Annotated in this window: 22 protein-coding genes; 7 read left to right on the plus strand and 15 right to left on the minus strand. The window is 66.7% G+C overall.

Annotated elements, in window-relative coordinates:
- Positions 1-6 precede the first annotated feature (6 nt).
- Entirely contained in the window at positions 7-1,011 is a 1,005-nt protein-coding gene (locus AWB94_RS00130; protein ID WP_062660040.1) for a PHP domain-containing protein, read from the minus strand.
- Positions 1,012-1,087: 76 nt separating this feature from the next.
- On the opposite strand from AWB94_RS00130, the gene AWB94_RS00135 reads away from it, so the two are divergent.
- The 6 genes from AWB94_RS00135 (at position 1,088) to AWB94_RS34870 (ending at position 6,348) form a co-directional block, all read left to right on the plus strand.
- Positions 1,088-2,059, plus strand: coding sequence for an EspA/EspE family type VII secretion system effector (locus tag AWB94_RS00135; RefSeq protein ID WP_062660039.1), 972 nt, complete (start codon positions 1,088-1,090; stop codon positions 2,057-2,059).
- Positions 2,060-2,062: 3 nt separating this feature from the next.
- Positions 2,063-2,386, plus strand: coding sequence for an ESX-1 secretion-associated protein (locus AWB94_RS00140; RefSeq protein ID WP_064961426.1), 324 nt, complete (start codon positions 2,063-2,065; stop codon positions 2,384-2,386).
- Positions 2,383-2,883, plus strand: coding sequence for a YbaB/EbfC family DNA-binding protein (locus AWB94_RS35590; RefSeq protein WP_234811547.1), 501 nt, complete (start codon positions 2,383-2,385; stop codon positions 2,881-2,883). Before AWB94_RS00140 ends, AWB94_RS35590 begins: the two co-directional genes overlap by 4 nt.
- Complete coding sequence (locus tag AWB94_RS00150) at positions 2,880-4,292, plus strand: 9-bladed beta-propeller domain-containing protein (RefSeq protein ID WP_062660038.1); 1,413 nt, start codon at positions 2,880-2,882, stop codon at positions 4,290-4,292. Before AWB94_RS35590 ends, AWB94_RS00150 begins: the two co-directional genes overlap by 4 nt.
- A gap of 77 nt (positions 4,293-4,369) precedes the next feature.
- On the plus strand, positions 4,370-5,212 hold the full coding sequence (locus AWB94_RS00155; protein ID WP_062660037.1) for an LLM class F420-dependent oxidoreductase: 843 nt from the start codon (positions 4,370-4,372) through the stop codon (positions 5,210-5,212).
- 236 nt (positions 5,213-5,448) lie between these two features.
- Entirely contained in the window at positions 5,449-6,348 is a 900-nt protein-coding gene (locus tag AWB94_RS34870) for a LysR family transcriptional regulator (protein WP_062660036.1), read from the plus strand.
- 8 nt (positions 6,349-6,356) lie between these two features.
- Here AWB94_RS34870 and AWB94_RS00165 read toward each other — a convergent pair whose 3' ends face one another.
- From AWB94_RS00165 to AWB94_RS00230, 14 genes are all read right to left on the minus strand, one after another.
- On the minus strand, positions 6,357-7,181 hold the full coding sequence (locus tag AWB94_RS00165; RefSeq protein ID WP_062660035.1) for an alpha/beta fold hydrolase: 825 nt from the start codon (positions 7,179-7,181) through the stop codon (positions 6,357-6,359).
- A complete protein-coding gene (locus tag AWB94_RS00170) occupies positions 7,159-7,827 on the minus strand; it encodes a flavin reductase family protein (protein WP_062660034.1) in 669 nt (222 codons plus the stop codon). The genes AWB94_RS00165 and AWB94_RS00170 overlap by 23 nt, the downstream gene beginning before the upstream one ends.
- Entirely contained in the window at positions 7,827-8,543 is a 717-nt protein-coding gene (locus tag AWB94_RS00175) for an alpha/beta fold hydrolase (protein WP_062660033.1), read from the minus strand. Before AWB94_RS00175 ends, AWB94_RS00170 begins: the two co-directional genes overlap by 1 nt.
- 35 nt (positions 8,544-8,578) lie before the next feature.
- Entirely contained in the window at positions 8,579-9,052 is a 474-nt protein-coding gene (locus tag AWB94_RS00180) for a MaoC family dehydratase (protein ID WP_062660032.1), read from the minus strand.
- Positions 9,053-9,273: 221 nt separating this feature from the next.
- Entirely contained in the window at positions 9,274-10,050 is a 777-nt protein-coding gene (locus AWB94_RS35595; protein WP_062660031.1) for a carboxymuconolactone decarboxylase family protein, read from the minus strand.
- On the minus strand, positions 10,047-10,982 hold the full coding sequence (locus tag AWB94_RS35600) for an NAD(P)-dependent oxidoreductase (RefSeq protein WP_064961425.1): 936 nt from the start codon (positions 10,980-10,982) through the stop codon (positions 10,047-10,049). The genes AWB94_RS35595 and AWB94_RS35600 overlap by 4 nt, the downstream gene beginning before the upstream one ends.
- Positions 10,975-11,373, minus strand: a complete 399-nt coding sequence (locus AWB94_RS00195; RefSeq protein WP_062660030.1) for a carboxymuconolactone decarboxylase family protein — start codon at positions 11,371-11,373, stop codon at positions 10,975-10,977. The genes AWB94_RS35600 and AWB94_RS00195 overlap by 8 nt, the downstream gene beginning before the upstream one ends.
- A complete protein-coding gene (locus tag AWB94_RS00200) occupies positions 11,370-11,774 on the minus strand; it encodes a cupin domain-containing protein (RefSeq protein WP_062660029.1) in 405 nt (134 codons plus the stop codon). The genes AWB94_RS00195 and AWB94_RS00200 overlap by 4 nt, the downstream gene beginning before the upstream one ends.
- Positions 11,771-12,685 (minus strand): NAD(P)-dependent oxidoreductase, encoded by a 915-nt coding sequence (locus tag AWB94_RS00205; RefSeq protein ID WP_062660227.1) that lies wholly within the window; start codon positions 12,683-12,685, stop codon positions 11,771-11,773. Before AWB94_RS00205 ends, AWB94_RS00200 begins: the two co-directional genes overlap by 4 nt.
- Positions 12,682-13,527 carry an SDR family NAD(P)-dependent oxidoreductase gene (locus AWB94_RS00210; RefSeq protein ID WP_062660028.1) on the minus strand — a complete coding sequence of 282 codons (846 nt, stop codon included), beginning with the start codon at positions 13,525-13,527 and terminating at the stop codon, positions 12,682-12,684. The genes AWB94_RS00205 and AWB94_RS00210 overlap by 4 nt, the downstream gene beginning before the upstream one ends.
- Positions 13,524-14,333, minus strand: a complete 810-nt coding sequence (locus tag AWB94_RS00215) for an N-acyl homoserine lactonase family protein (RefSeq protein ID WP_062660027.1) — start codon at positions 14,331-14,333, stop codon at positions 13,524-13,526. The genes AWB94_RS00210 and AWB94_RS00215 overlap by 4 nt, the downstream gene beginning before the upstream one ends.
- Positions 14,330-15,715, minus strand: coding sequence for an MFS transporter (locus AWB94_RS00220; RefSeq protein WP_064961424.1), 1,386 nt, complete (start codon positions 15,713-15,715; stop codon positions 14,330-14,332). The genes AWB94_RS00215 and AWB94_RS00220 overlap by 4 nt, the downstream gene beginning before the upstream one ends.
- Positions 15,716-15,890: 175 nt before the next feature.
- Complete coding sequence (locus AWB94_RS00225; RefSeq protein WP_062660026.1) at positions 15,891-16,592, minus strand: GntR family transcriptional regulator; 702 nt, start codon at positions 16,590-16,592, stop codon at positions 15,891-15,893.
- 48 nt (positions 16,593-16,640) lie between these two features.
- Entirely contained in the window at positions 16,641-17,441 is an 801-nt protein-coding gene (locus AWB94_RS00230) for an N-acyl homoserine lactonase family protein (protein WP_062660025.1), read from the minus strand.
- 144 nt (positions 17,442-17,585) lie between these two features.
- Here AWB94_RS00230 and AWB94_RS00235 point away from each other — a divergent pair, with 144 nt between their 5' ends.
- Positions 17,586-18,311 (plus strand): SDR family NAD(P)-dependent oxidoreductase, encoded by a 726-nt coding sequence (locus AWB94_RS00235; protein ID WP_062660024.1) that lies wholly within the window; start codon positions 17,586-17,588, stop codon positions 18,309-18,311.
- Positions 18,312-18,340 lie beyond the last annotated feature (29 nt).

Raw genomic sequence — 18,340 nt, forward strand, 5'->3', positions numbered from 1 at the left:
CCGAGTCTAGGAAGCCGCCCACGCCAGGAGTCGTTCGGCCGGCCAGGTGTTCACGATCCGGTCCTGTGGCAGGCCGGCGTCGAGCGCCCGCTGCGCGCCGTAACCCAGGAAGTCGAGCTGGCCGGGGGCGTGTGCATCGGTGTCGATGCTGAACACACACCCGATGTCGATCGCCAGGGTCAGCAGTCGGTCCGGCGGGTCGCGGCGTTCGGGACGCGAGTTGATCTCCACGGCAACGCCGTTGTCTTGGCACGCGGTGAACACGGCCTCGGCGTCGAACTTGGATTCGGGCCGGATGCCGCGGCTGCCCTCGACCAGCCGGCCGGTGCAGTGCCCGAGCACATTGGCCCGTCCACCGGAAACCGCACGGACCATTCGCCGGGTCATGGCATCGGCATCCATCGCCAGTTTGGAGTGCACACTGGCCACCACGATGTCCAGGCGCTCCAGCAGTTCGGGCTCCTGGTCCAGGCTGCCGTCGTCGAGAATGTCCACCTCGATTCCGGTGAGGATGCGCATAGGCGAAAAGCGTTCGCGCAGTTCGTCGATCACGTCGAGTTGGTGTCGCAGCCGCTCGGGGGACAGCCCGTTGGCGATGGTCAGCCGCGGCGAATGATCGGTCAGCGCACAGTACTCGTGGCCCAGACGTTGCGCGGTGGCCATCATCTCGGCGATCGGCGCCGAGCCGTCGGACCAGTTCGAGTGCAGGTGCAGATCACCCTTGAGCGCGGCCCGCACGTCGCCGCCACCGAGATCCGTTGCCTTCGAACGTAATTCGGTCAGCGTATCGGGTTCGCGGCCGGCCCAGGCCTGCGCGATGACCTTGGCGGTTTTGGGACCGACACCGGGCAGCGACTGCCAGCCGTTGGTCTGCCCCAGTCGTTCGCGCTGCTCATCGGTCAACGCCTCGACCACATCGGCGGCCTTGCGGTAGGCCATCACCCGCCGGGATTCCTCGCGCGCCCGGTCCTTGTAGTAGGCGATCTCGCGTAGGGCGGTTACCGGATCCATGAATTCAGTGTGCCGCGAAAAGGTGTCCGAGCACACGGGGACGAGTTGCTAGGCTGCTCGGCGGGGGTGATGTCGGATGGGTGACGGCGGCGGGGATCTGCTCAAGGATCTGTTCGACCTGGGCAACGGCATCCGCGGCGGCCTGCAGGATGTCCCCCAACTGTTCCAGGACGTGATCAACCTGGACGCACACGGTGTCCTGACCGACGGCCGCAAGGTGATCGGTGACGTCGGCGATGTGCTCAACGGCCTCGGTGGTCTGGGCATGGGATTGACGAAGGTCCCTCAGCAGATCGCGGAGAAGTACGCCGGGTCGTGGCTCGGCAAGCTCGCGGATTCCCAGATCCTTTCGGCCGCGCAGCTGGCGATCGAGGCCGAGCGCGCCACGACGGGGTCGGGCGACCCGGAGGACGGCAACGGTTACCGGGAGTCGGCCACACGGATGCAGAAGGTGGTTCAGACCCTGGCGGACGCTGATCCTCGGGATGACCGGTGGAGTGGTGCTGCTTCCGACAGTTATGAGCGCACCAACAGCCGACACCGTAGACACGCTTCGGATGTCCAGGTCGCCGACGAAGAGATCGGCACGATCATCAGTACCGAAGCCGGGCAGGTCAGCCGCACCCGCAAGACCCTCGACGACACCAACCAGTACCTGTCGGACTTCGGCGCCGCGACGGCATGGATGAATTTCGTGCCGGGCCTGAGGCAAGCAAAGATGGCTGCCGACCTCGCCGCTGCTTCGGCGGCGCTCGCGACGACGAACGCCACGATGGCCGTCCTCGTCAAGAATGCGGCCGAGAACGCCGCCCGAATCAGCAGCCATCTCGACAAGTACACCGCCGCTGCTGACGCCACTTCCAAGCCAGATCTGCCGCCCGGAGAACAGCCGACCATAGGCGAAGCATTCGTACCTCAAGCAACAGACATCGCCGCGGGTTCAGCACCAGGGCGGTTGAACAATGACCGTTCCTTCGACGTCCCCACGCCGGACGAACCACCGAACACGCCCGGGATCCCGTACGGGTCGACCACACCAGGAGGATGACCCGTGACCGTCGAAGCCGACAACCTGCGGGTGTTGACCGAGCATGTGCGCAAGCTTGCGGACCAGCAACACACCGCTGCCGATCAGATCACCGGCGCCAACCGGGCGACCAGCGGGGTCGCCGATCGGGTATCGGACTCGCATGGGCTTGTGTGCTTTCTCACCAGCAATGCACTTTCGGCCGCTGACGAGGCTCGACAGTCGGCCGGCTCCGCGCTGCACACAGTGTCCAACGAACTCTCCGACAAGCTCACCACGGCCGCAAGCAACTACGACAACGCCGATTACCGCGCGGGGAATCGGATCAGCCAAGCCGGCAGGATGTGAGCGATTCTTGGGAAGGGCCGTGGGACGACGACGACCACGAGCAGTATGAGGAACCGTCGGTGTTCGACGCGTTTTCGGCGTACGTCGCCACGGCCTCGGACACCGCCGCGCATGCCGATCTGCCGGATCCAGACAGCGACGACGACCTCCTCACCGTCGTTTTCACCGCGAGCAATCCGTCGGCCACGGTGTCGGTGACCGCCCTGATGGACGGCAGAGTGCTGCGCATCGAGTTGGACCCGAAGGTGACCGCGATGACCGAAGCCGAAATGGCAGAGGAAATCATCACCGTTTCCCGCCTTGCCACCCGCCAGGCCCTCGCCGGCCAGCACCTCGTCATCGCCGCACTCATGCGACGGCTCGGACAGGATCCGGCCGAGACCCGCAGCTTCTTGGAGCGCGAATTGCGGCTCCCGGCACCCGATGTGGTGTTGGCCGAACGCACCCGGCTTTTCGCGGGCCGATATGCAGAGCTCGAGGAGATGCCCCCGCAATGAGAACGCTTGCGCAGCCCTATAGACGGATCTGGCTCATCATCATTGTGGCACTCTTTGTCGTCCCGGCAATCATCGCTGCGATCGTGATCGTCGCCGGCTATGGGGCGAGCTGGTGGAAATCGAAGGAGGACATCAGCTTCGCGCACGGTACTTGGCACACGCCGGCGCAGACGCTGCTGTCGTCCTCGATGTTGATGCAGCCTACGGTCGGGTGGCGCCTGACGCTGGCCGATGCCGGGGTGCCCGATCCCGCGCCTTCTGCTCCCTACCTCTTGGCCAGTGACACCAACCCATTCCTATCCGACCCGTACATCGGCAATCTCGGCGATCGGGCATATTTCATGGTGGGCAACATCGGCGCACCTGCGCCGCAATGGTGGCTGGTCGCCGTGGACGTGAATGACGGCACCCGGGCATTCGCGCCAGTTCCCCTCGTCGCCAGTCAATCTCGTCCCAAGTGCTACCTCAACGGACCGGACGCCCTGCTCTGCCTGACCGATGGCGCCGGTGATACCACGGCTTGGGTCATCGACAGCCATAGCGGTCACGTCACGTACACAGGGCCGACACCGCTGACCGCGTACTCCTCGAAATTCATCATGGAACAGGTCGGCATCTACGCCGTCGCCACCAAGCAAGACCAAGGTGTCTACGGCATCGGACCGACCGCAAATACCAGTTGGTTCGTACCAGGAAACGGCACGCTTCCCACGGCGACCGGCACCCCGGTGGATTTCGCGCCATCGACGTTGGCCACCCAACAGGCGGGGCACGGCTCCGACCGGACGATCACCTTCTCCTTGCGGGACGGGACCGTCATTCGGCCGGCGATTGCGGACGATGAGCAGCAGGGACACACCGTGATCTACCCGGGCGGATTCGCTGCCGAAGTCGCCGCTGGACGCGAGGTGGGCGACGTTGCGTTCTTCGACGACTCCGGTCAGCGCGCCGGAAGCAACCGCGTTCCCGGCGACCTCGGCGGATCCTCCGGACTGCCGCTGGTGAACCTCACCGCGGGAGGATGGGCGTTGTTCAATGCTCAAGGTGAGCTGCTCATGCAGCAGTCCGCGCCGAAGCAGGCGCGCGCGGTAGTCATCGGCGACTTCTTGGTGATCCGCGGTGACCAACCGGCCGAAAAACGCCAATTTGACATGACGACCGGCGCGGAGATGAACGCGTGTGACCTGCCGAGAGGCTATTTCGCAAGCGACGGCAGGGTCGCGCTCGGTTACGACGGCTACGCCGATACCGGCCGGACCCTCAAGGCCGTCGACCTGTCCACCTGCGACACCAGGTGGACAATGCAGACGCCACCAGGCTCGTTTCGGAACCTGTGGCGCATCAACACCACCCTCGTCCAATTATCCGACGACGGAACGGAATTGATGTCTCTCGTGGCTCCCGGGTAGCCCCCGAGCAACTATTCACATCAACTTGCCAACAACAATCCGGAATGAATCGCGCGACAGGACTAGTTTTGGGTCGTGTGAGATTCGCTTTCAAGACATCCCCGCAGAACACGACATGGGCCGACATGCTGGCCATCTGGGAAGCTGCCGACGACATCGACGTCTTCGAATCCGGCTGGACCTTCGACCACTTCTATCCGATCTTCTCCGACTCCTCGGGCCCCTGCCTGGAGGGCTGGACCACCCTGACCGCACTCGCCCAGGCCACCAAGCGGCTGCGCGTGGGCGTGCTGGTCACCGGTATCCACTACCGGCACCCCGCGGTGCTGGCCAACATGGCCGCCGCGCTGGACATCATCTCCAACGGCCGTCTCGAGCTCGGCATCGGCGCCGGCTGGAACGAGGAGGAGTCCGGCGCGTACGGGATCGAACTGGGCAGCATCAAGGAGCGCTTCGACCGCTTCGAGGAGGCCTGCGAGGTTCTCAAGGGCCTGCTCACCCAGGAGACCACCACCTTCGACGGCAAGTTCTACCAGCTCAAAGACGCACGCAACGAACCCAAGGGCCCGCAGCAGCCGCACCCGCCGTTCTGTATCGGCGGTAGCGGCGAGAAGCGCACCCTGCGCATCACGGCCAAGTACGCCGACCACTGGAACTTCGTCGGCGGTCCGCCGGAGGAGTTCGCCCGCAAACGCGACGTGCTCGCCGCGCACTGCGCCGATATCGGACGCGACCCCAAGGAGATCGCCCTGTCCGCACACGTGCGGCTCGGGGAGGATCGCGATTACGCCAAGGTGGTCGCCGAGGCCGCCGCGCTCGGCGAGGAGGGCCTGGACCTGGCCATCATCTACCTGCCGCCGCCGTATGACACCGCGGTGCTCGAACCATTGGCCGAGGCGATCCGGGACGCCAAACTCTGACCAGGGGCGGTTCCCGCAGGGGGCAGGTCACCCTGCGGGAACCGCCGGTCCGGCGAGGGGCCCGGGTCCTCCTGAATACATCCTGTGCAGTCAGTGGCGATTCCGTACGGTGAAACGCCAGTTTGGTGGTCACCGATTTTCGCACTGCCACCGAAACCTGGCGAATATCGGTGGGCGCGCCGGCACCACCAGCAGCTGATCGCAGAGCCGGGTCCCGGTTACGCCATCCTTATCTCATGGATCTTCGCAGCCTGGAGTACTTCGTCGCGGTCGCCGACGAGCGATCGTTCACCCGTGCGGCGCAGCGGTGCCACGTCACGCAGCCGACGATCAGCGGCCAGATCACCGCGCTGGAACGGGAGCTCGGCGAACCCTTGTTCGACCGTGCCGCGCGGACCATGTCGCTCACCGACGGAGGTGAGATTCTCCTGCCGTACGCCCGCCAGTGCTTGGCTGCCGCCGAGAACGCCAAGGCTGAGTTCTCGGCCCGGGCCGGCCTGCTGCGGGGCGAGTTTCGGTTCGGCACCGGCGGCGGCGTGGAGAACACCTCGATTCCGATGCTGCTGGGCGCGCTGAGGAAGGCCCATCCCGGCATCGACGTGCACCTGACGGAGGCAACGAGTGCACCACTGTTGGAGATGGTGGCCGAAGGGCGCCTGCACGCCGCCGTGATCGCCCGCCCACATGCAGCCCTACCGACGGCGATCGCAAGTGCGCCGATGTTCTCGGGTCGGCTGGTGGCGGTGTTCGATCCGTCCGCGTTCACTTTCGACGGACCCATCGGGATCACTGCACTGGCCGGCCGGCCGGTGATCACCTACCCGAGTTCGAGCGCGCTGCGATCACGTCTGGACGCGGTGATCGCCGAAAGCGGAGCCGACATCACCGTCAACTACGTCGCCAACGACGTTCGGCTCCAGCTCGCGTTCGCCCGTCAGGCGGTCGGCATCGCGATCTGCGCCGATTCGGATCCTGCCTTACAAGATTGCCCCGACCTGGCGGTCCGAGCGCTGGCACCACCGGTGACCTTCGACAAAATCCTGGTGTGGCGCAACGACATCGCGCCCAGCGCGGCCACCCGGGCATTCTTCGCTATCTGGAAGGAAGTCAGTGCCGCGGCCCGCGAATCGGCTTGAGCTGCCCCTCAGGACCGGATGAAGGCCAACAGGTCGGCGTTGATCGTCTCGGCGTGGGTCGTGGGCATTCCGTGCGGAAATCCCGGGTAGGTCTTCAGGGTTCCGTTGGGCAGCAACGCGGCCGACAGCGGTCCCGCATCGGCGTAGGGCACGATCTGGTCGTCGTCGCCATGCATCACCAGGACCGGGATCTGGATCCGCTTGAGGTCTTCGGTGAAGTCGGTCTGCGAAAACGCCACCACACCGTCGTAGTGGGCTTTCGCCCCGCCCATCATGCCTTGGCGCCACCAGTTCGCGACGACGGCTTCGGAGAACTGCGCTCCCTCGCGGTTGAATCCGTAGAACGGGCCGGCCGCGACCTCCCGGTAGAACTCGGAACGACGGGTCGCGACCTGCACCTGAAAGTCGTCGAACACCGACTTGGGCAGGCCGCCGGGATTGTCATCGGTCTGCACCATCAGGGGCGGCACAGCGGCGATCAGCGCGGCTTTGGCGGCGCGGCTCTCGCCGTGGCGCGCCAGATACCGGACCACTTCCCCGCCCCCGGTGGAGTGCCCGACATGCACCGCATCACGCAGATCGAGGTGAGCGACCACCGCGGCAAGGTCGTCGGCGTAGTGATCCATATCGTGACCGTCGGCCACTTGCGCCGAGCGGCCGTGCCCGCGTCGGTCATGGGCCACCACCCGGTAGCCGTGATCGACGAAGAACATCAGCTGGGCGTCCCAGTCGTCGGCGGACAGCGGCCAGCCGTGGCTGAAGACGATGGGCTGTCCCGAACCCCAGTCCTTGTAGTAGATCTCAACGCCGTCATCGGTGGTGATCGTCGGCATGGCGCCCTTCCTCGTTGGCTCGGTCATCAGGTCTGGTCATGTTAAACATCGCCTCGGGAGTGACGGCGGCGTAGGCGGCCGGCCCACCGGCGCGCAAGATCGGTGCGGCCGCGGCGGTGTCATAGACCCCGTTCACCAGTAGCCTGCGCTCGATATGGACCGCGACCACCTGTCCGACCACCAGCCAGCTCGCCGAGTCCTGCCCGTCGATATCGGTCAGGCGGATCAGCTGGGTCAGTCTGCATTCGAAATTGACCGGGCTCTCGCCCACCCGGGGAGCCCCGATGAGTCGGCTGGGCTCGGGTGTCAAACCACTGCAGGCGAATTCGTCCTCGACGGTCGGCAGCGAAGCCGATGTCAGGTTCATCGCCTCGGCCAGCGGGCGAGTCGCCAGGTTCCAGACGAACTCACCGGTTGCCGCGACATTGGCCACCGTGTCCTTCCACCCGATCGAGGAGAACCCGACGAGCGGCGGGGTGTAGCTGAAGGCGTTGAAGAAGCTGTAGGGGGCCAGGTTGGCGACGCCTTCGATACTGCGGGTGGAGATCCAGCCGATCGGGCGCGGCCCGACGATGGCGTTGAACGGATCGTGCGCAAGGCCGTGTCCGTCCGCGGTTCGGTAGAAATGGCTGTCACCGGAAACCATCAGACGGTGACCGCTACGAGCGCCCCACCGATGAACGCGGCGATCTCCTCGGGGTGGGACAGCATGACCAGGTGCGACGAATCGATCTCGGTTATGGTCGCCCCGGCTCGTTGATAGCCGAAGCGTTGCACCTCGGGGTTGATCGCGTGGTCGTCGGCGGCGACGACCGCCCAGGCTGGCTTGGATTGCCACGCGGCGACCGGTGCGGCCTCGACGAATGCGGCGGCGGCCAACGGTCGCTGCGAAACAGCAAGTGTTGCAATGACATCGGCGTCGACATCGGCACCGATCACCGGCCCGAAGCGCTCCGGCACCACCGTGACGTCGACACGGGCTTCGCCGGCCACCGATGCGGGCACGTCGGTCTGCACCAACGCGGCGGGCAGCTCTGAATCCGGGAACCCGCCCTGCAGTTCGGCCAGGCTCTCGCCTTCGTCTAGGGCGTAGCCGGCCAGGTACACCAGTCCCACGACGTTGTCGGCGGCACCGGCCACCGTGATGACGGCACCGCCGTAGGAATGACCCACCAGCAGGACGGGACCGTCGATCCGCTCGACGACGAATCGGATCTCACGCGCGTCGCCCAGCAGGCTGCGATTCGGCACCGCGGGTGCCAGCACCGGAATGCCCTCGTCCAGCAGCAGTTTGGTGACCGGCGCGTAGGTGGACGCGTCGGCGAACGCGCCGTGGACCAGGACGACAGTGGGTCGGGACATGGATGTTGCGCTCCTCGGTCGGAAGATGATGTGCGTCAGCGCCGCAGCAAGTAGGTGTGCTGACCGTCGAGCACCAGTTCCCCGCGCTGGTTGTGCACGGTCGCTGCGGTGGTCACGCGGCCGAGTTCGCCGGCATCGGACAACGCGACGATCTCCAACTGCGGGTACAGCGTGTCACCGGCGTGCACTTCACCCAGGAAGCGGCAGGACACGCTTTCGAAGCTGACGAACACCTCACCGATGACGTGCGGGAAGAGGGTGGCCCCGGGCGCCGTGCACGCCAGCACCTGCAGACCGTGCACCACCGGGGCGACGTGACCGTGTGCCCGCGCCCACTCGACGTCGTAGTGCACGGGATGGTTGTCGGCCGAGACGGCCTGAAAGGCCGAGGCATGCGCGTCCGTGACGGTCCTGCTCGGCGCACGAAAGATCTCGCCGACCTCGAGCTGGTCGAATGTCCTGGGCGTGACCAGGGTGAAGTCATCGGCCGAGAATCCGGATTGCGGCACCCAATGTCTCCCTTGGACGACTCTTCGAGCCGGTCCGCGCTGACCCGCTGTCGATGACGCGATCAACGCTGCCCAACCCCGCCGGAGTTGTCCAATCGGAAAAAGTGCAGGGCACCATAGGGATTGCCGATCACCGATTGGTGATCAACAGCCGGTCAGCGGCTCTCGATCCTCGGCCGACCGCTCGAAGTTCGCTGTGTCCATAGCACGGATCCGGTGCGTCACTGGTCCAGGTCGAACCCCGCCGCGCGGGCTTCTTCGACAAGAATCGGCCCGGCGGTCGTCGCCGCATGGATGCCGATGACGCTGGCGATCTCCATCACCTCGAGGATCTCGCCCGCAGTGGCGCCGTACCCGACGGCGTTTTCGATGTGCAGTTTGAGACCCGGCACGTAGAGATGGGTGGCGGCGGTGTCGAAAGCGATGTAGACCAGTTCCTTGACCTTCGGCGACAGTGTGCCGGTTTTCCAGGGAACGCTCGAGAAGTTCGTGTACGCCTCGAACAGGTCGGGGTCGAGTTCGAGCATCTCGTCCCAGAAGGCATGCCAGTACCCACGATTCTCGGTGAACTCCGCCTTGATCCGCTCCTGGTTCGCGTCCAAGGGCGCTGGGCCGGTACGCAGTCCCTTCTCGACGAGCACCTGTACCAAGATCGGCACCCCGATGTTCATCGCGTGGATGCCGAGCGTGGAGGTCAGTTCCAGCACCTCCATGATCTCGCTCGGCGTCGCGCCGGCGGCGAATGCCGCCTTGATGTGCTGGCGTACACCGGGTGCGTACATGTGGGTGGCCGCGGCGTCGACCGCGATGAACATGAATTCTTTGGTCTTGTCGTCGAGGTGGTTGTGCCCATCGCGCCAGGGCACCGACGAGAAGGCCGCGTAGGCCTCCAGGAAGTCCGGGTCGAGCTGCAGGATCGCGTCCCACGATTCACCCCATGTGCCGCGCACACGGACGAAGTCGTCCTTGACCTGCTGCTGGCGTGTCGTCATCGTCATGCCGTCTCTCCTTCTGTCCGTGCGGTATTCGCGTCGCTCGGTGGTAGCGCCGTCGAAGCGATCCATCGCGCCACCTCGGTGTGGTCAGCGGTCGCCGCCAGATCGTCGGCCGCGTGACTCCACAGTTCGACGGCCTCGTCCCCGAGGACCGGCTCGACGCCGACCGCGCGAGCCAGCGCGGTCGCGATCTTCATGTCCTTGAGCATCAATCGCAGTCCGAAACCGGAGTCATAGCTGCCCGGCAGGATGAAGTTGGGCCACTTGTTGTCGGTGGAACCGCTGCGTCCGCTGGACCCGTTGAATACCGACAGCATCACCTCGGGGTCCAGCCCGAACCGCTGGCCGGCGACCATGGCCTCGCTCGTCACCCAGAGATGGGTCGCCGACATCAGGTTGTTGAGCGCCTTGACTGCGTGGCCGGCACCGACGTCGCCGGCCCGGACCGGCCTGCCGAGCAGCTTGAGTACCGGTTCGACGCGGTCGACGATCTCGGTGTCGCCGCCCACCATGATCGTCAGCTTGCCGGTCTGTGCACCCCGCACACCGCCCGAGACGGGGGCGTCGACGAGGTGCACACCGCGCTGTGCCAACTCGGCGGCGAGTTGTCGTGTCCGCACCGGTTCCGACGAGCTCATGTCGATCACGATGCGCCCGGGCGTCAGTGCGCTGACCACGGCGTCGTCGCGCAGCACGGCGGTGACGACGGTGGAGTCCGGCAGCATCAGCACGACGACGTCGGCGGCCGCGGCCTCACCGGCCGACCGCACGGCGGTGCCCCCGGCGCCGGCCAACTGGGCGAGCGCCTCTGGCGAGAGGTCGTAGCCGAGCACCCGGTGCCCGCCCTCGGCCAACAGGCGCGCCATCGGACTGCCCATCCGCCCGAGCCCGATGAACCCTATGGTCGGCGTCGGCGCGGCGGCCACCTCAGACATCGATGTCCATCTCCTTGAGCACCCGCTCGGCCACCCGGAAGGATTCCAGCGCCGCCGGCACGCCGACGTAGATGGCGGACTGGATGAGCACCTCCTGGATCTGGGCGGGTGTCACCCCGTTGTTGATCGCTCCCCTGACGTGCACGCCGAGTTCGTGCATCCGATTGAGCGCAGTCAACATCGCGAGGTTGAGCATGGACCGTGTCTTGCGGTCGATGCCGTCACGCGACCAGACCTCGCCCCAGCAGTACTCGGTGACCAATTCCTGGATGGGCCGGGAGAATTCGCTGACCGCGTCGAGTGACTTCTGCACGTGGGCGTGCCCTAGTACGTTCTTGCGGATCTCAATGCCGCGTTCGTAGCTCTGGCCGTGTGTGCCGTCGGTGGTCATGGCGCGTTCTCCTCGCTGGTGGGTGCTGCGTATTCCTCCTCGGTGACCGGGACCTCCCAGGCCGTGACGCCCAGCGAGATCGCGGTGTGCACCATGAAGCTGTCCGGGGCCGCGCCGTGCCAGTGCCGCTCGCCGGGCGCCGCCCAGACGGTGTCGCCGGCCCTCAGCACGTGCACCGGGCCGCCGTCGGCCTGGATGAGGCCGCGGCCGGCGAGCACCTGCAGGATCTGGCCCCGTTCATGGGAGTGCCAGTGGGTCCGGGCACCGGGCGTGAAGTCGACGGTGTTGATGGTCACGCCGTCGGTGGCGGGCATGGTGACGTACGGGTATGCCGCACCGGTGAATTGGGAGCCGGGTTTGCCGGCGGTGCCGGCCTGGGCTCGTGGCGAGGTGATGATCATGACGCGTCTCCCTTCGGGTCGTGGAGGCGGATGCCGCCGGAGATGTCGCCGATCGCGTCGACGACGGTGTTGCTGATCGCATCGGCGTAGCCGAGTTGGCGGGCGAGGCCGAACGCGGCCACCGGCCCGGGAGCGTTGAGACTGGCCACCCCGAGTGCCGCGACGAGGTCGAGATACAGCGCGACGTCCTTGAGCATCAACGTGTTGGTCAGCCCGCCCTTGAGATAGTCGCCCTCGATGATCTTGGGGAAGCGGTTGAGGCTGGCGAAGCTCACCCCAGAACTGGCGTTGATGACGTCGAGCACCGTCGCCAGGTCGAGGTCGGCCTTCTTCGCCGCCACCATGACCTCCGCGGTGGCCGAGAGGGTTACGGCGTTGAGGAAGTTGTTGAGCAGCTTCACCGTGTGGCCGGCGCCGCTGGCACCGCAGTGGAAGATCTTCGCGGCGAAGTGGTCGAGCACCGGCCGGGCGCGCTCGGCCGCGGCGGCATCTCCGCCCACCATCAGCGTGAGCGTGCCCTTCTCGGCGGCTGCCGCGCCCCCGGAGATGCCCGCGTCGAGGTATTCCGCGCCACGCGAGGCGATGTCGGCCGCGATGCGCCGCGTCGATGCCGGCGCCGAGGTGGACAGGTCGACGATCACCTGCCCGGGCCGCACCGCGGCGAGGAAGGCGGGGTCTGCGTACACGACGGCCTCGACGACGGTGCTGTCCGGCAGCGACAGCAGTACCACGTCACATGCCTCGACCACCGACGCCGCCGTGGGTGCAGCGGTGGCGCCGACCTCTTCGGCCGCGCCCTGCCGCATGTCGAAGCCGAGCACCTGCACGCCGGCGCGGACGATGCACGCCGTCATGCGACCGCCCATGTTGCCCAGCCCGATGAAACCGACCGTTGGTGGCTTCGCCGTCATCGGCGCCACTCCTTCCCGTAGAGGGCGTCGTCGACCGCGCCCGTGTCCCACGCTCCGGCGCCGCCGGAGGGCCGCACCGTGTTCACGATCGACGCGCCGCCGTCGACGGCGAGGATCTCCCCCGTCATGTACGCCGCGTCGTCGCTGAGCACGAAGGCGACGGCCCCGGCGATCTCGGCCGCGGTGCCCGCCCGGCGCAACGGCGTCGTCGAGGCGCGCCGCACCATGTCGTTCTTGCCACCCGACGCGGACGCGGCCGCCGCGAACAACTCGGTCGGCACGATGCCGGGTGCGACGCCGTTGACGCGGATGCCCAGGGGCCCGCCGTAGACGGCCGCCGCGTGCACCAGTCCCACGACCGCATGTTTGGACGTCTGGTACGGCAGCAGATCCGCCGCACCGGTGTGTCCGGCGATGGAGGCGGTGACCGCGATCGACCCGCGCGTGCCTTGCCGGCGGTAGCAGCGGAATGCGGCGCGCAGGCCGAGGAACTGGCCGCGCACGTTGACCGCCATCACCCGTTCGAAGTCGTCGACCGTCAGGTCGGGGAGCTCGGCGAAGCTGCCGAAGATGCCGGCGTTGAGGTGGTGCAGGTCGATCCGGCCGAACGCGTCGACCCCCGCGGCGACATAGGCCTCCACGTTCGCCTCCTCGGCGATGTCCGCGCGCACGCCGATGGACTCGGTGGGCAGCGTCGCGGCCAGTGCTTCGACGGCATCGCCGTTGATGTCGACGGCGATGACATGGGCGCCGTCCTCGGCCAATCGTTGCGCCGAAGCGCGCCCGAGGCCGGACGCCGCCCCGGTGACCACGGCTACGAGTCCGGCGAACCGGCCCGTCATGCCAACGATCCGATCGTGGCGGCGATGCCGGCGAGCTCACCTTCGGTGACCGGGGTGAACCGGGACAGCGTGCCGGGGTCGTGACCGGAGACGAGGTGGGTGACTCGGCCGGACGAGACCATGTCGGTGATCGTGTCGAAACCCGCGTACATGGCCGGCAGGTCGGCGACGAACGCGAACGGCATGTCCGCATCCAGCTCCTCGTAGTAGTGCACCGCGTCGGAGGCCAGCAGGACGGTGCCCTCCTCGGTCGACACGAAGACGACACTCAGACCCGGTGTATGCCCGCCCAATTCGACCAGGGTCACCCCTGGGGCGAGCTCGAGCGACCGCTCGAAGGTGTGCAGCCGGCCGTCCTGTGCCGCAGCAACGAGTGTCGCGATCTCCTCGTCCTCTATCGAGTAGTGGAATTGCCTGCGCTGTCCGAGTGGTCCGGTCCAGAAGTCGTATTCACGTTGTGCGATAACCAGTCTCGATCGGGGGAAGAGGCCCAGGTTGCCGATGTGGTCGTAGTGCGCATGGGTGACGACGACATCCGGCGCCGCCTCCGGGTCGACACCGAGGGCCGCGTATGCGCGGGCCGGGTCGATCCCGAACGTGCGCTTGCGCACCTCGCCGCCGCGCCGGGAGAAACCCGTGTCGACGACGATGGTGCGGTCGGCATTCTGCAGCACCCAGAAGAAGTAGTCCATGCCGATCGGGGCGTCGTCCTCACCGTAGATGTGGTGGTTGAGGTAGACATCCGACTTGCGGGTCGACCGCTCGCCGTACTTGACGATGGTGACCCGGTAGTTCTCGGAGCTCATCGCTTTCCTTTCGATCCGATCGCGTCGGCGGGTACGCCCGCCGCGCCGCCCTCCCCCGCATGCTCCTCGTCCTCGGCGTGGTCGGCGGCGATGTTGCGCCCCGCCGTCTCGGGCAACCACCGGACGATGACCACCAGCGCGATCGCCGCGACGAGCACCTGGTAGCCGGCCGGGGCCACCGCGCTGCCCGTCACGCCGGCGATCCAGGCCGCGATGAACGGGCCGGGGCCGGCGATGAAGGCCAGCGCGAAGTTGAAGCCGAGTGCACTGCTCGAGGCTCGGGTGGAGGCGGGGAACAGCTCGACGAGCATGACCACGGTGGTCACACTGACCAGACACTGGGCCAGGCTCAAGATGCTGATTCCTGCGACGATCGCGATGCTGTCGCCGCCGGACATCATGAGGAAGACGGGGAACGGCAGCACCACGTAGCCGATGGTGCCGATGATGTTGAGCCGACGGCGGCCGAACCGGTCGGACAGCGCCCCGGCGACCGGGCACAAGATCATGTAGACGAACAGGCCGATCGCGGCCAGTCCCAGGGCCGTGCCGCGGTCGAGCTTCACCGTCGAGATGAGGTAGTTCACCACGTAGGTGGCGAGGTAGTAGAACCCCAGCCCCTGCACGGCGGCGATCGCGAGCGTGAGCAGGATGGGCTTGATGTTGCGGCGGAAGCCGCGGAAGACCGCGAGCCGATCCGGCTCCTGAATCGCTTGCTGCGCTTTGACTTTCTCGAACACCGGCGTCTCGGACAGGCGCGAACGGATGTAGAGACCGATCAGGGCCAGCGGGGCGGCCATCAGGAACGGCACCCGCCATCCCCAGCTGAGGATCTGCTCCTCGGTGAGAACCGAGTTGAGGAAGAGCGCGAACAGGCTGCCGGCGATCGTCGCCAGCGCGGCGGTACCGGAGATGACGCTGGCGAAGATGCCGCGACGGTGGGTCGGGGTCGACTCCACGAGGAACGCCGCCGAACCGGTCCACTCGCCGCCCGCCGACAGGCCCTGTACGCAGCGCAGCAGGACGAGCAGGCAGGGTGCCGCGACGCCGATGGCCGCGTAGTCCGGGAGCACCCCGATCAGCGTGGTCGCGGTTCCCATGGCGACGACCGAGACCGCGAGTTGCATCCGACGCCCGAAGCGGTCACCGATCGGGCCGAGCACGAATCCGCCCAGGGGGCGCATCACGAAGCCGACCGCGAACACCGCCAGCGATGACAGCAGCGCGACAAACGGCGAAGTGCCCGGCGGGAAGAACAACTCACCGATGATCGCGGCGAAGAACCCGTACACCGCAAAGTCGAACCACTCCATGAAGTTCCCGATGCCGACGGCGACCGCGATGCGGGCCCGACTCGGCGCCCGGGCCGTTGTGGTGTGCACGTGAGCGACCTCCAATGCGATGTCTTCGATGACGCGCTGTGGTTGATCGCAACGTACCGCAGTTTTGTATGACAGTCATTCAATCCGGCGAAATTCCGGCCGGCGCTCGCCCGGCGCCGACGTACGTCACCCCGCGAGGTGGATCAAGAGTGGAGTTAGAGATGCCGCGCCGCCGTCAGGCGACGCCGTCCTTGAGGCTGGACAGTGCGGTCCGCGCTGCCGCGCGGACGTGCCCGGCCATCAGCTCCGAAGCCCGCGCAGCGTCCCTGGCTGCGATGGCGCCGACGATGCCCTGCAGTTCACCGATGACGTCGTGGGCACGACCCGGTTCGGACAGCGATGTCGCGCGCAGCACCTGCACCCTTGCCTGGATGGCCTCGAGGAGTTGCTGGACGGCGTTGCTGGAGGCGCCCGCGGTGAGCACGACGTAGAACCGGTTCTTCGCCGCCAGGATGTCGCGCACCTCGGCACCCGATTCGACCACCTTGGCGAAATGCTCGACGGTGCGCCCGAGTTGGCCCACCTGATCGTCGCTGGCCCGCTCGACGAACCGCTGCACCATGAGCGATTCGAGCGAGGCGCGCACCTCGTAAAGGTCCATGGCGTCGTCGAGTGACGGCACGGTGACGATTGCTCCACGCTGTGGGACGACCGTCACCAGCCCCTCGGAGGCAAGTTCACGCAAGGCCTCCCGGATGGTGGTCCGCGAGACTCCGAGACTCTCGATCAGTTCCCGCTCGACCAGGCGCTGCCCGGGCACGAGATGGAAATCGAGGATCGCCTGGCGCAGCGCCGCGATCACCTGCTCGCGCAGGGGCGCGGCGGTGCGACCGACGGGCGCGGCCGGCCACGAAGCGGCGAGCGAATTGCCAGGCATGGCTCCAGCCTAAGGGGCGGCGGTGGTCCGTGGACCGCAGTCAAGGACTCAGGCCAGGACGTTGGCGACTTCGGCGGCCCGGCCGGGTGCGGCGCGATAGCGGTCACGCACCCGGGCGTCGTGCCCAGGGATGACCGCGGCACCGGTCTGGGCGGCCAACCGATTGATGAAGGCCAGCCCGGCCTTCATCTCGTCGAGGTCGGTGAACGCGAAGAACGGCCACTCGTTCTCGATCTGCTCGTAGAAGTGCGCCGCGTCCACGGCGAGGATCAGGCCGCCGTCGGCGCCGTCGATGCGCACCAGCAGCTCGCCGGGGCAGTGCCCCCCGATGGGATACACGGTGATACCGGGAAACACCTCGGTCTCCTCCGAGATCAGCCGCAACCGGCCCTCGTCACGCGCCTTGCGGACGGGTTCGAGGTTCTCAGCGGTGGTGAACTCGCCGTCCAGCGTGCCCGCTTCCCATTTGCCGAACCAGTAGTCATATTCAGCCTGGCCTGACACCACCTGCGCATTGGTGAACAGACGGAGTTCGCCGATGTGGTCGTAGTGGAAGTGCGAGGTGATGACCATGTCGACGGCCTCGGGGTCGACGCCGACGAGATCGAGCCCGACCCGCGGCGGTGTCACGCTGATCTCACCGAGCCAGTCGCGGGCGGGTATGTCGTAGCCGGTGTCGATCAGGATGGTCTTGCCACCCGCCCGGGCGACCCAGAAGTTGTAGTCCATGTCGAGGGTGCCGTCGGGCAGGCCGTATTGGGCGTAGTCGTTGAGCACGTCGCTGCGGCGCACCACCCGCTCGCCGTACTTGACCTGCCAGACGCTGATCGGAACCGAGTGTTCGGCCATGAGAACTCCCTTGTCTCGAATGGTCCCACCGAGGGTGTGATTGCGGTCACGTGATGCCCTAGAGTGTGACCGGCGAGGCGACTATATGACCGTCATACAAAAATTCGCAAGAGTCGCGGCGCCGTCATCGGAAAGGACACCAGCATGGGACGACTGGACGACAAGGTCGCGCTGATCACCGGCGCCGCACGCGGTCAGGGCCGCGAGATGGCCGAACTCTTCATGCGCGAGAACGCGTCGGCCGTGTACTCGGCCGACGTGCTCGAGGCCGCCGATACGCAGGACAGCGCCGTCAACTTCCTGCAGATGGACGTGACCAGAGCCGACCAGTGGACATCCGTCGTCGACCGGATCGTCGCCGACCACGGCCACATCGACATCTTGATCAACAACGCGGCGATCTGCCTGTACGAACCCATCCTCGAGACCACCGACGACATCTACGATCGGGTGCTCGACGTCGACCTCAAGAGCATCTTCTACGGCATGAAAACTGTTCTGCCGCACATGATCCGGGCGAAGAAGGGGTCGATCGTCAACGTTTCGTCGATCTGGGGGCTGGCCGGTGTGCCCAGCTCGTATGCCTACCAGGCCGCCAAGGGCGCCATCCTCAACGTCAGCAAGAACGTCGCCGCGACGCATGGCAAGGACGGCGTGCGCTGCAACTCGCTACACCCTGGCTACATCCTCTCGCCGATGAATGAGCATCAGGACCCCGAGATCAACGCCGCCCTGATCGCCGGCACCGTCCTGGGGCGCCCGGGCGTGCCGATCGAGACCGCCTACGCCGCGCTCTTCCTTGCCAGCGACGAGGCCAGCTACGTCACCGGAACGTCGCTCGTGGTCGACGGCGGATACCTCGCTCCCTGAGCGTGTGCCGGCGGGCGGGAACTCCGGCC

Source organism: Mycolicibacterium canariasense, assembly GCF_002101555.1.
GTDB classification, from domain to species: domain Bacteria; phylum Actinomycetota; class Actinomycetes; order Mycobacteriales; family Mycobacteriaceae; genus Mycobacterium; species Mycobacterium canariasense.

What these genes read in the sequence shown, in the direction of transcription:
- AWB94_RS34870 (WP_062660036.1), top strand. Translation starts at nt 5,449, where the DNA reads ATGGATCTTCGCAGCCTGGAGTACTTCGTCGCGGTCGCCGACGAGCGA.
- AWB94_RS00150 (WP_062660038.1), top strand. Translation starts at nt 2,880, where the DNA reads ATGAGAACGCTTGCGCAGCCCTATAGACGGATCTGGCTCATCATCATT.
- AWB94_RS00175 (WP_062660033.1), bottom strand. Translation starts at nt 8,543, where the DNA reads ATGTCCCGACCCACTGTCGTCCTGGTCCACGGCGCGTTCGCCGACGCG.
- AWB94_RS00210 (WP_062660028.1), bottom strand. Translation starts at nt 13,527, where the DNA reads ATGACGGGCCGGTTCGCCGGACTCGTAGCCGTGGTCACCGGGGCGGCG.
- AWB94_RS00230 (WP_062660025.1), bottom strand. Translation starts at nt 17,441, where the DNA reads ATGGCCGAACACTCGGTTCCGATCAGCGTCTGGCAGGTCAAGTACGGC.
- AWB94_RS00215 (WP_062660027.1), bottom strand. Translation starts at nt 14,333, where the DNA reads ATGAGCTCCGAGAACTACCGGGTCACCATCGTCAAGTACGGCGAGCGG.
- AWB94_RS00170 (WP_062660034.1), bottom strand. Translation starts at nt 7,827, where the DNA reads ATGGTTTCCGGTGACAGCCATTTCTACCGAACCGCGGACGGACACGGC.
- AWB94_RS00235 (WP_062660024.1), top strand. Translation starts at nt 17,586, where the DNA reads ATGGGACGACTGGACGACAAGGTCGCGCTGATCACCGGCGCCGCACGC.
- AWB94_RS00165 (WP_062660035.1), bottom strand. Translation starts at nt 7,181, where the DNA reads ATGCCGACGATCACCACCGATGACGGCGTTGAGATCTACTACAAGGAC.
- AWB94_RS00195 (WP_062660030.1), bottom strand. Translation starts at nt 11,373, where the DNA reads ATGACCACCGACGGCACACACGGCCAGAGCTACGAACGCGGCATTGAG.
- AWB94_RS00130 (WP_062660040.1), bottom strand. Translation starts at nt 1,011, where the DNA reads ATGGATCCGGTAACCGCCCTACGCGAGATCGCCTACTACAAGGACCGG.
- AWB94_RS35595 (WP_062660031.1), bottom strand. Translation starts at nt 10,050, where the DNA reads ATGACGATGACGACACGCCAGCAGCAGGTCAAGGACGACTTCGTCCGT.
- AWB94_RS00200 (WP_062660029.1), bottom strand. Translation starts at nt 11,774, where the DNA reads ATGATCATCACCTCGCCACGAGCCCAGGCCGGCACCGCCGGCAAACCC.
- AWB94_RS00135 (WP_062660039.1), top strand. Translation starts at nt 1,088, where the DNA reads ATGGGTGACGGCGGCGGGGATCTGCTCAAGGATCTGTTCGACCTGGGC.
- AWB94_RS35600 (WP_064961425.1), bottom strand. Translation starts at nt 10,982, where the DNA reads ATGTCTGAGGTGGCCGCCGCGCCGACGCCGACCATAGGGTTCATCGGG.
- AWB94_RS00225 (WP_062660026.1), bottom strand. Translation starts at nt 16,592, where the DNA reads ATGCCTGGCAATTCGCTCGCCGCTTCGTGGCCGGCCGCGCCCGTCGGT.
- AWB94_RS00205 (WP_062660227.1), bottom strand. Translation starts at nt 12,685, where the DNA reads ATGACGGCGAAGCCACCAACGGTCGGTTTCATCGGGCTGGGCAACATG.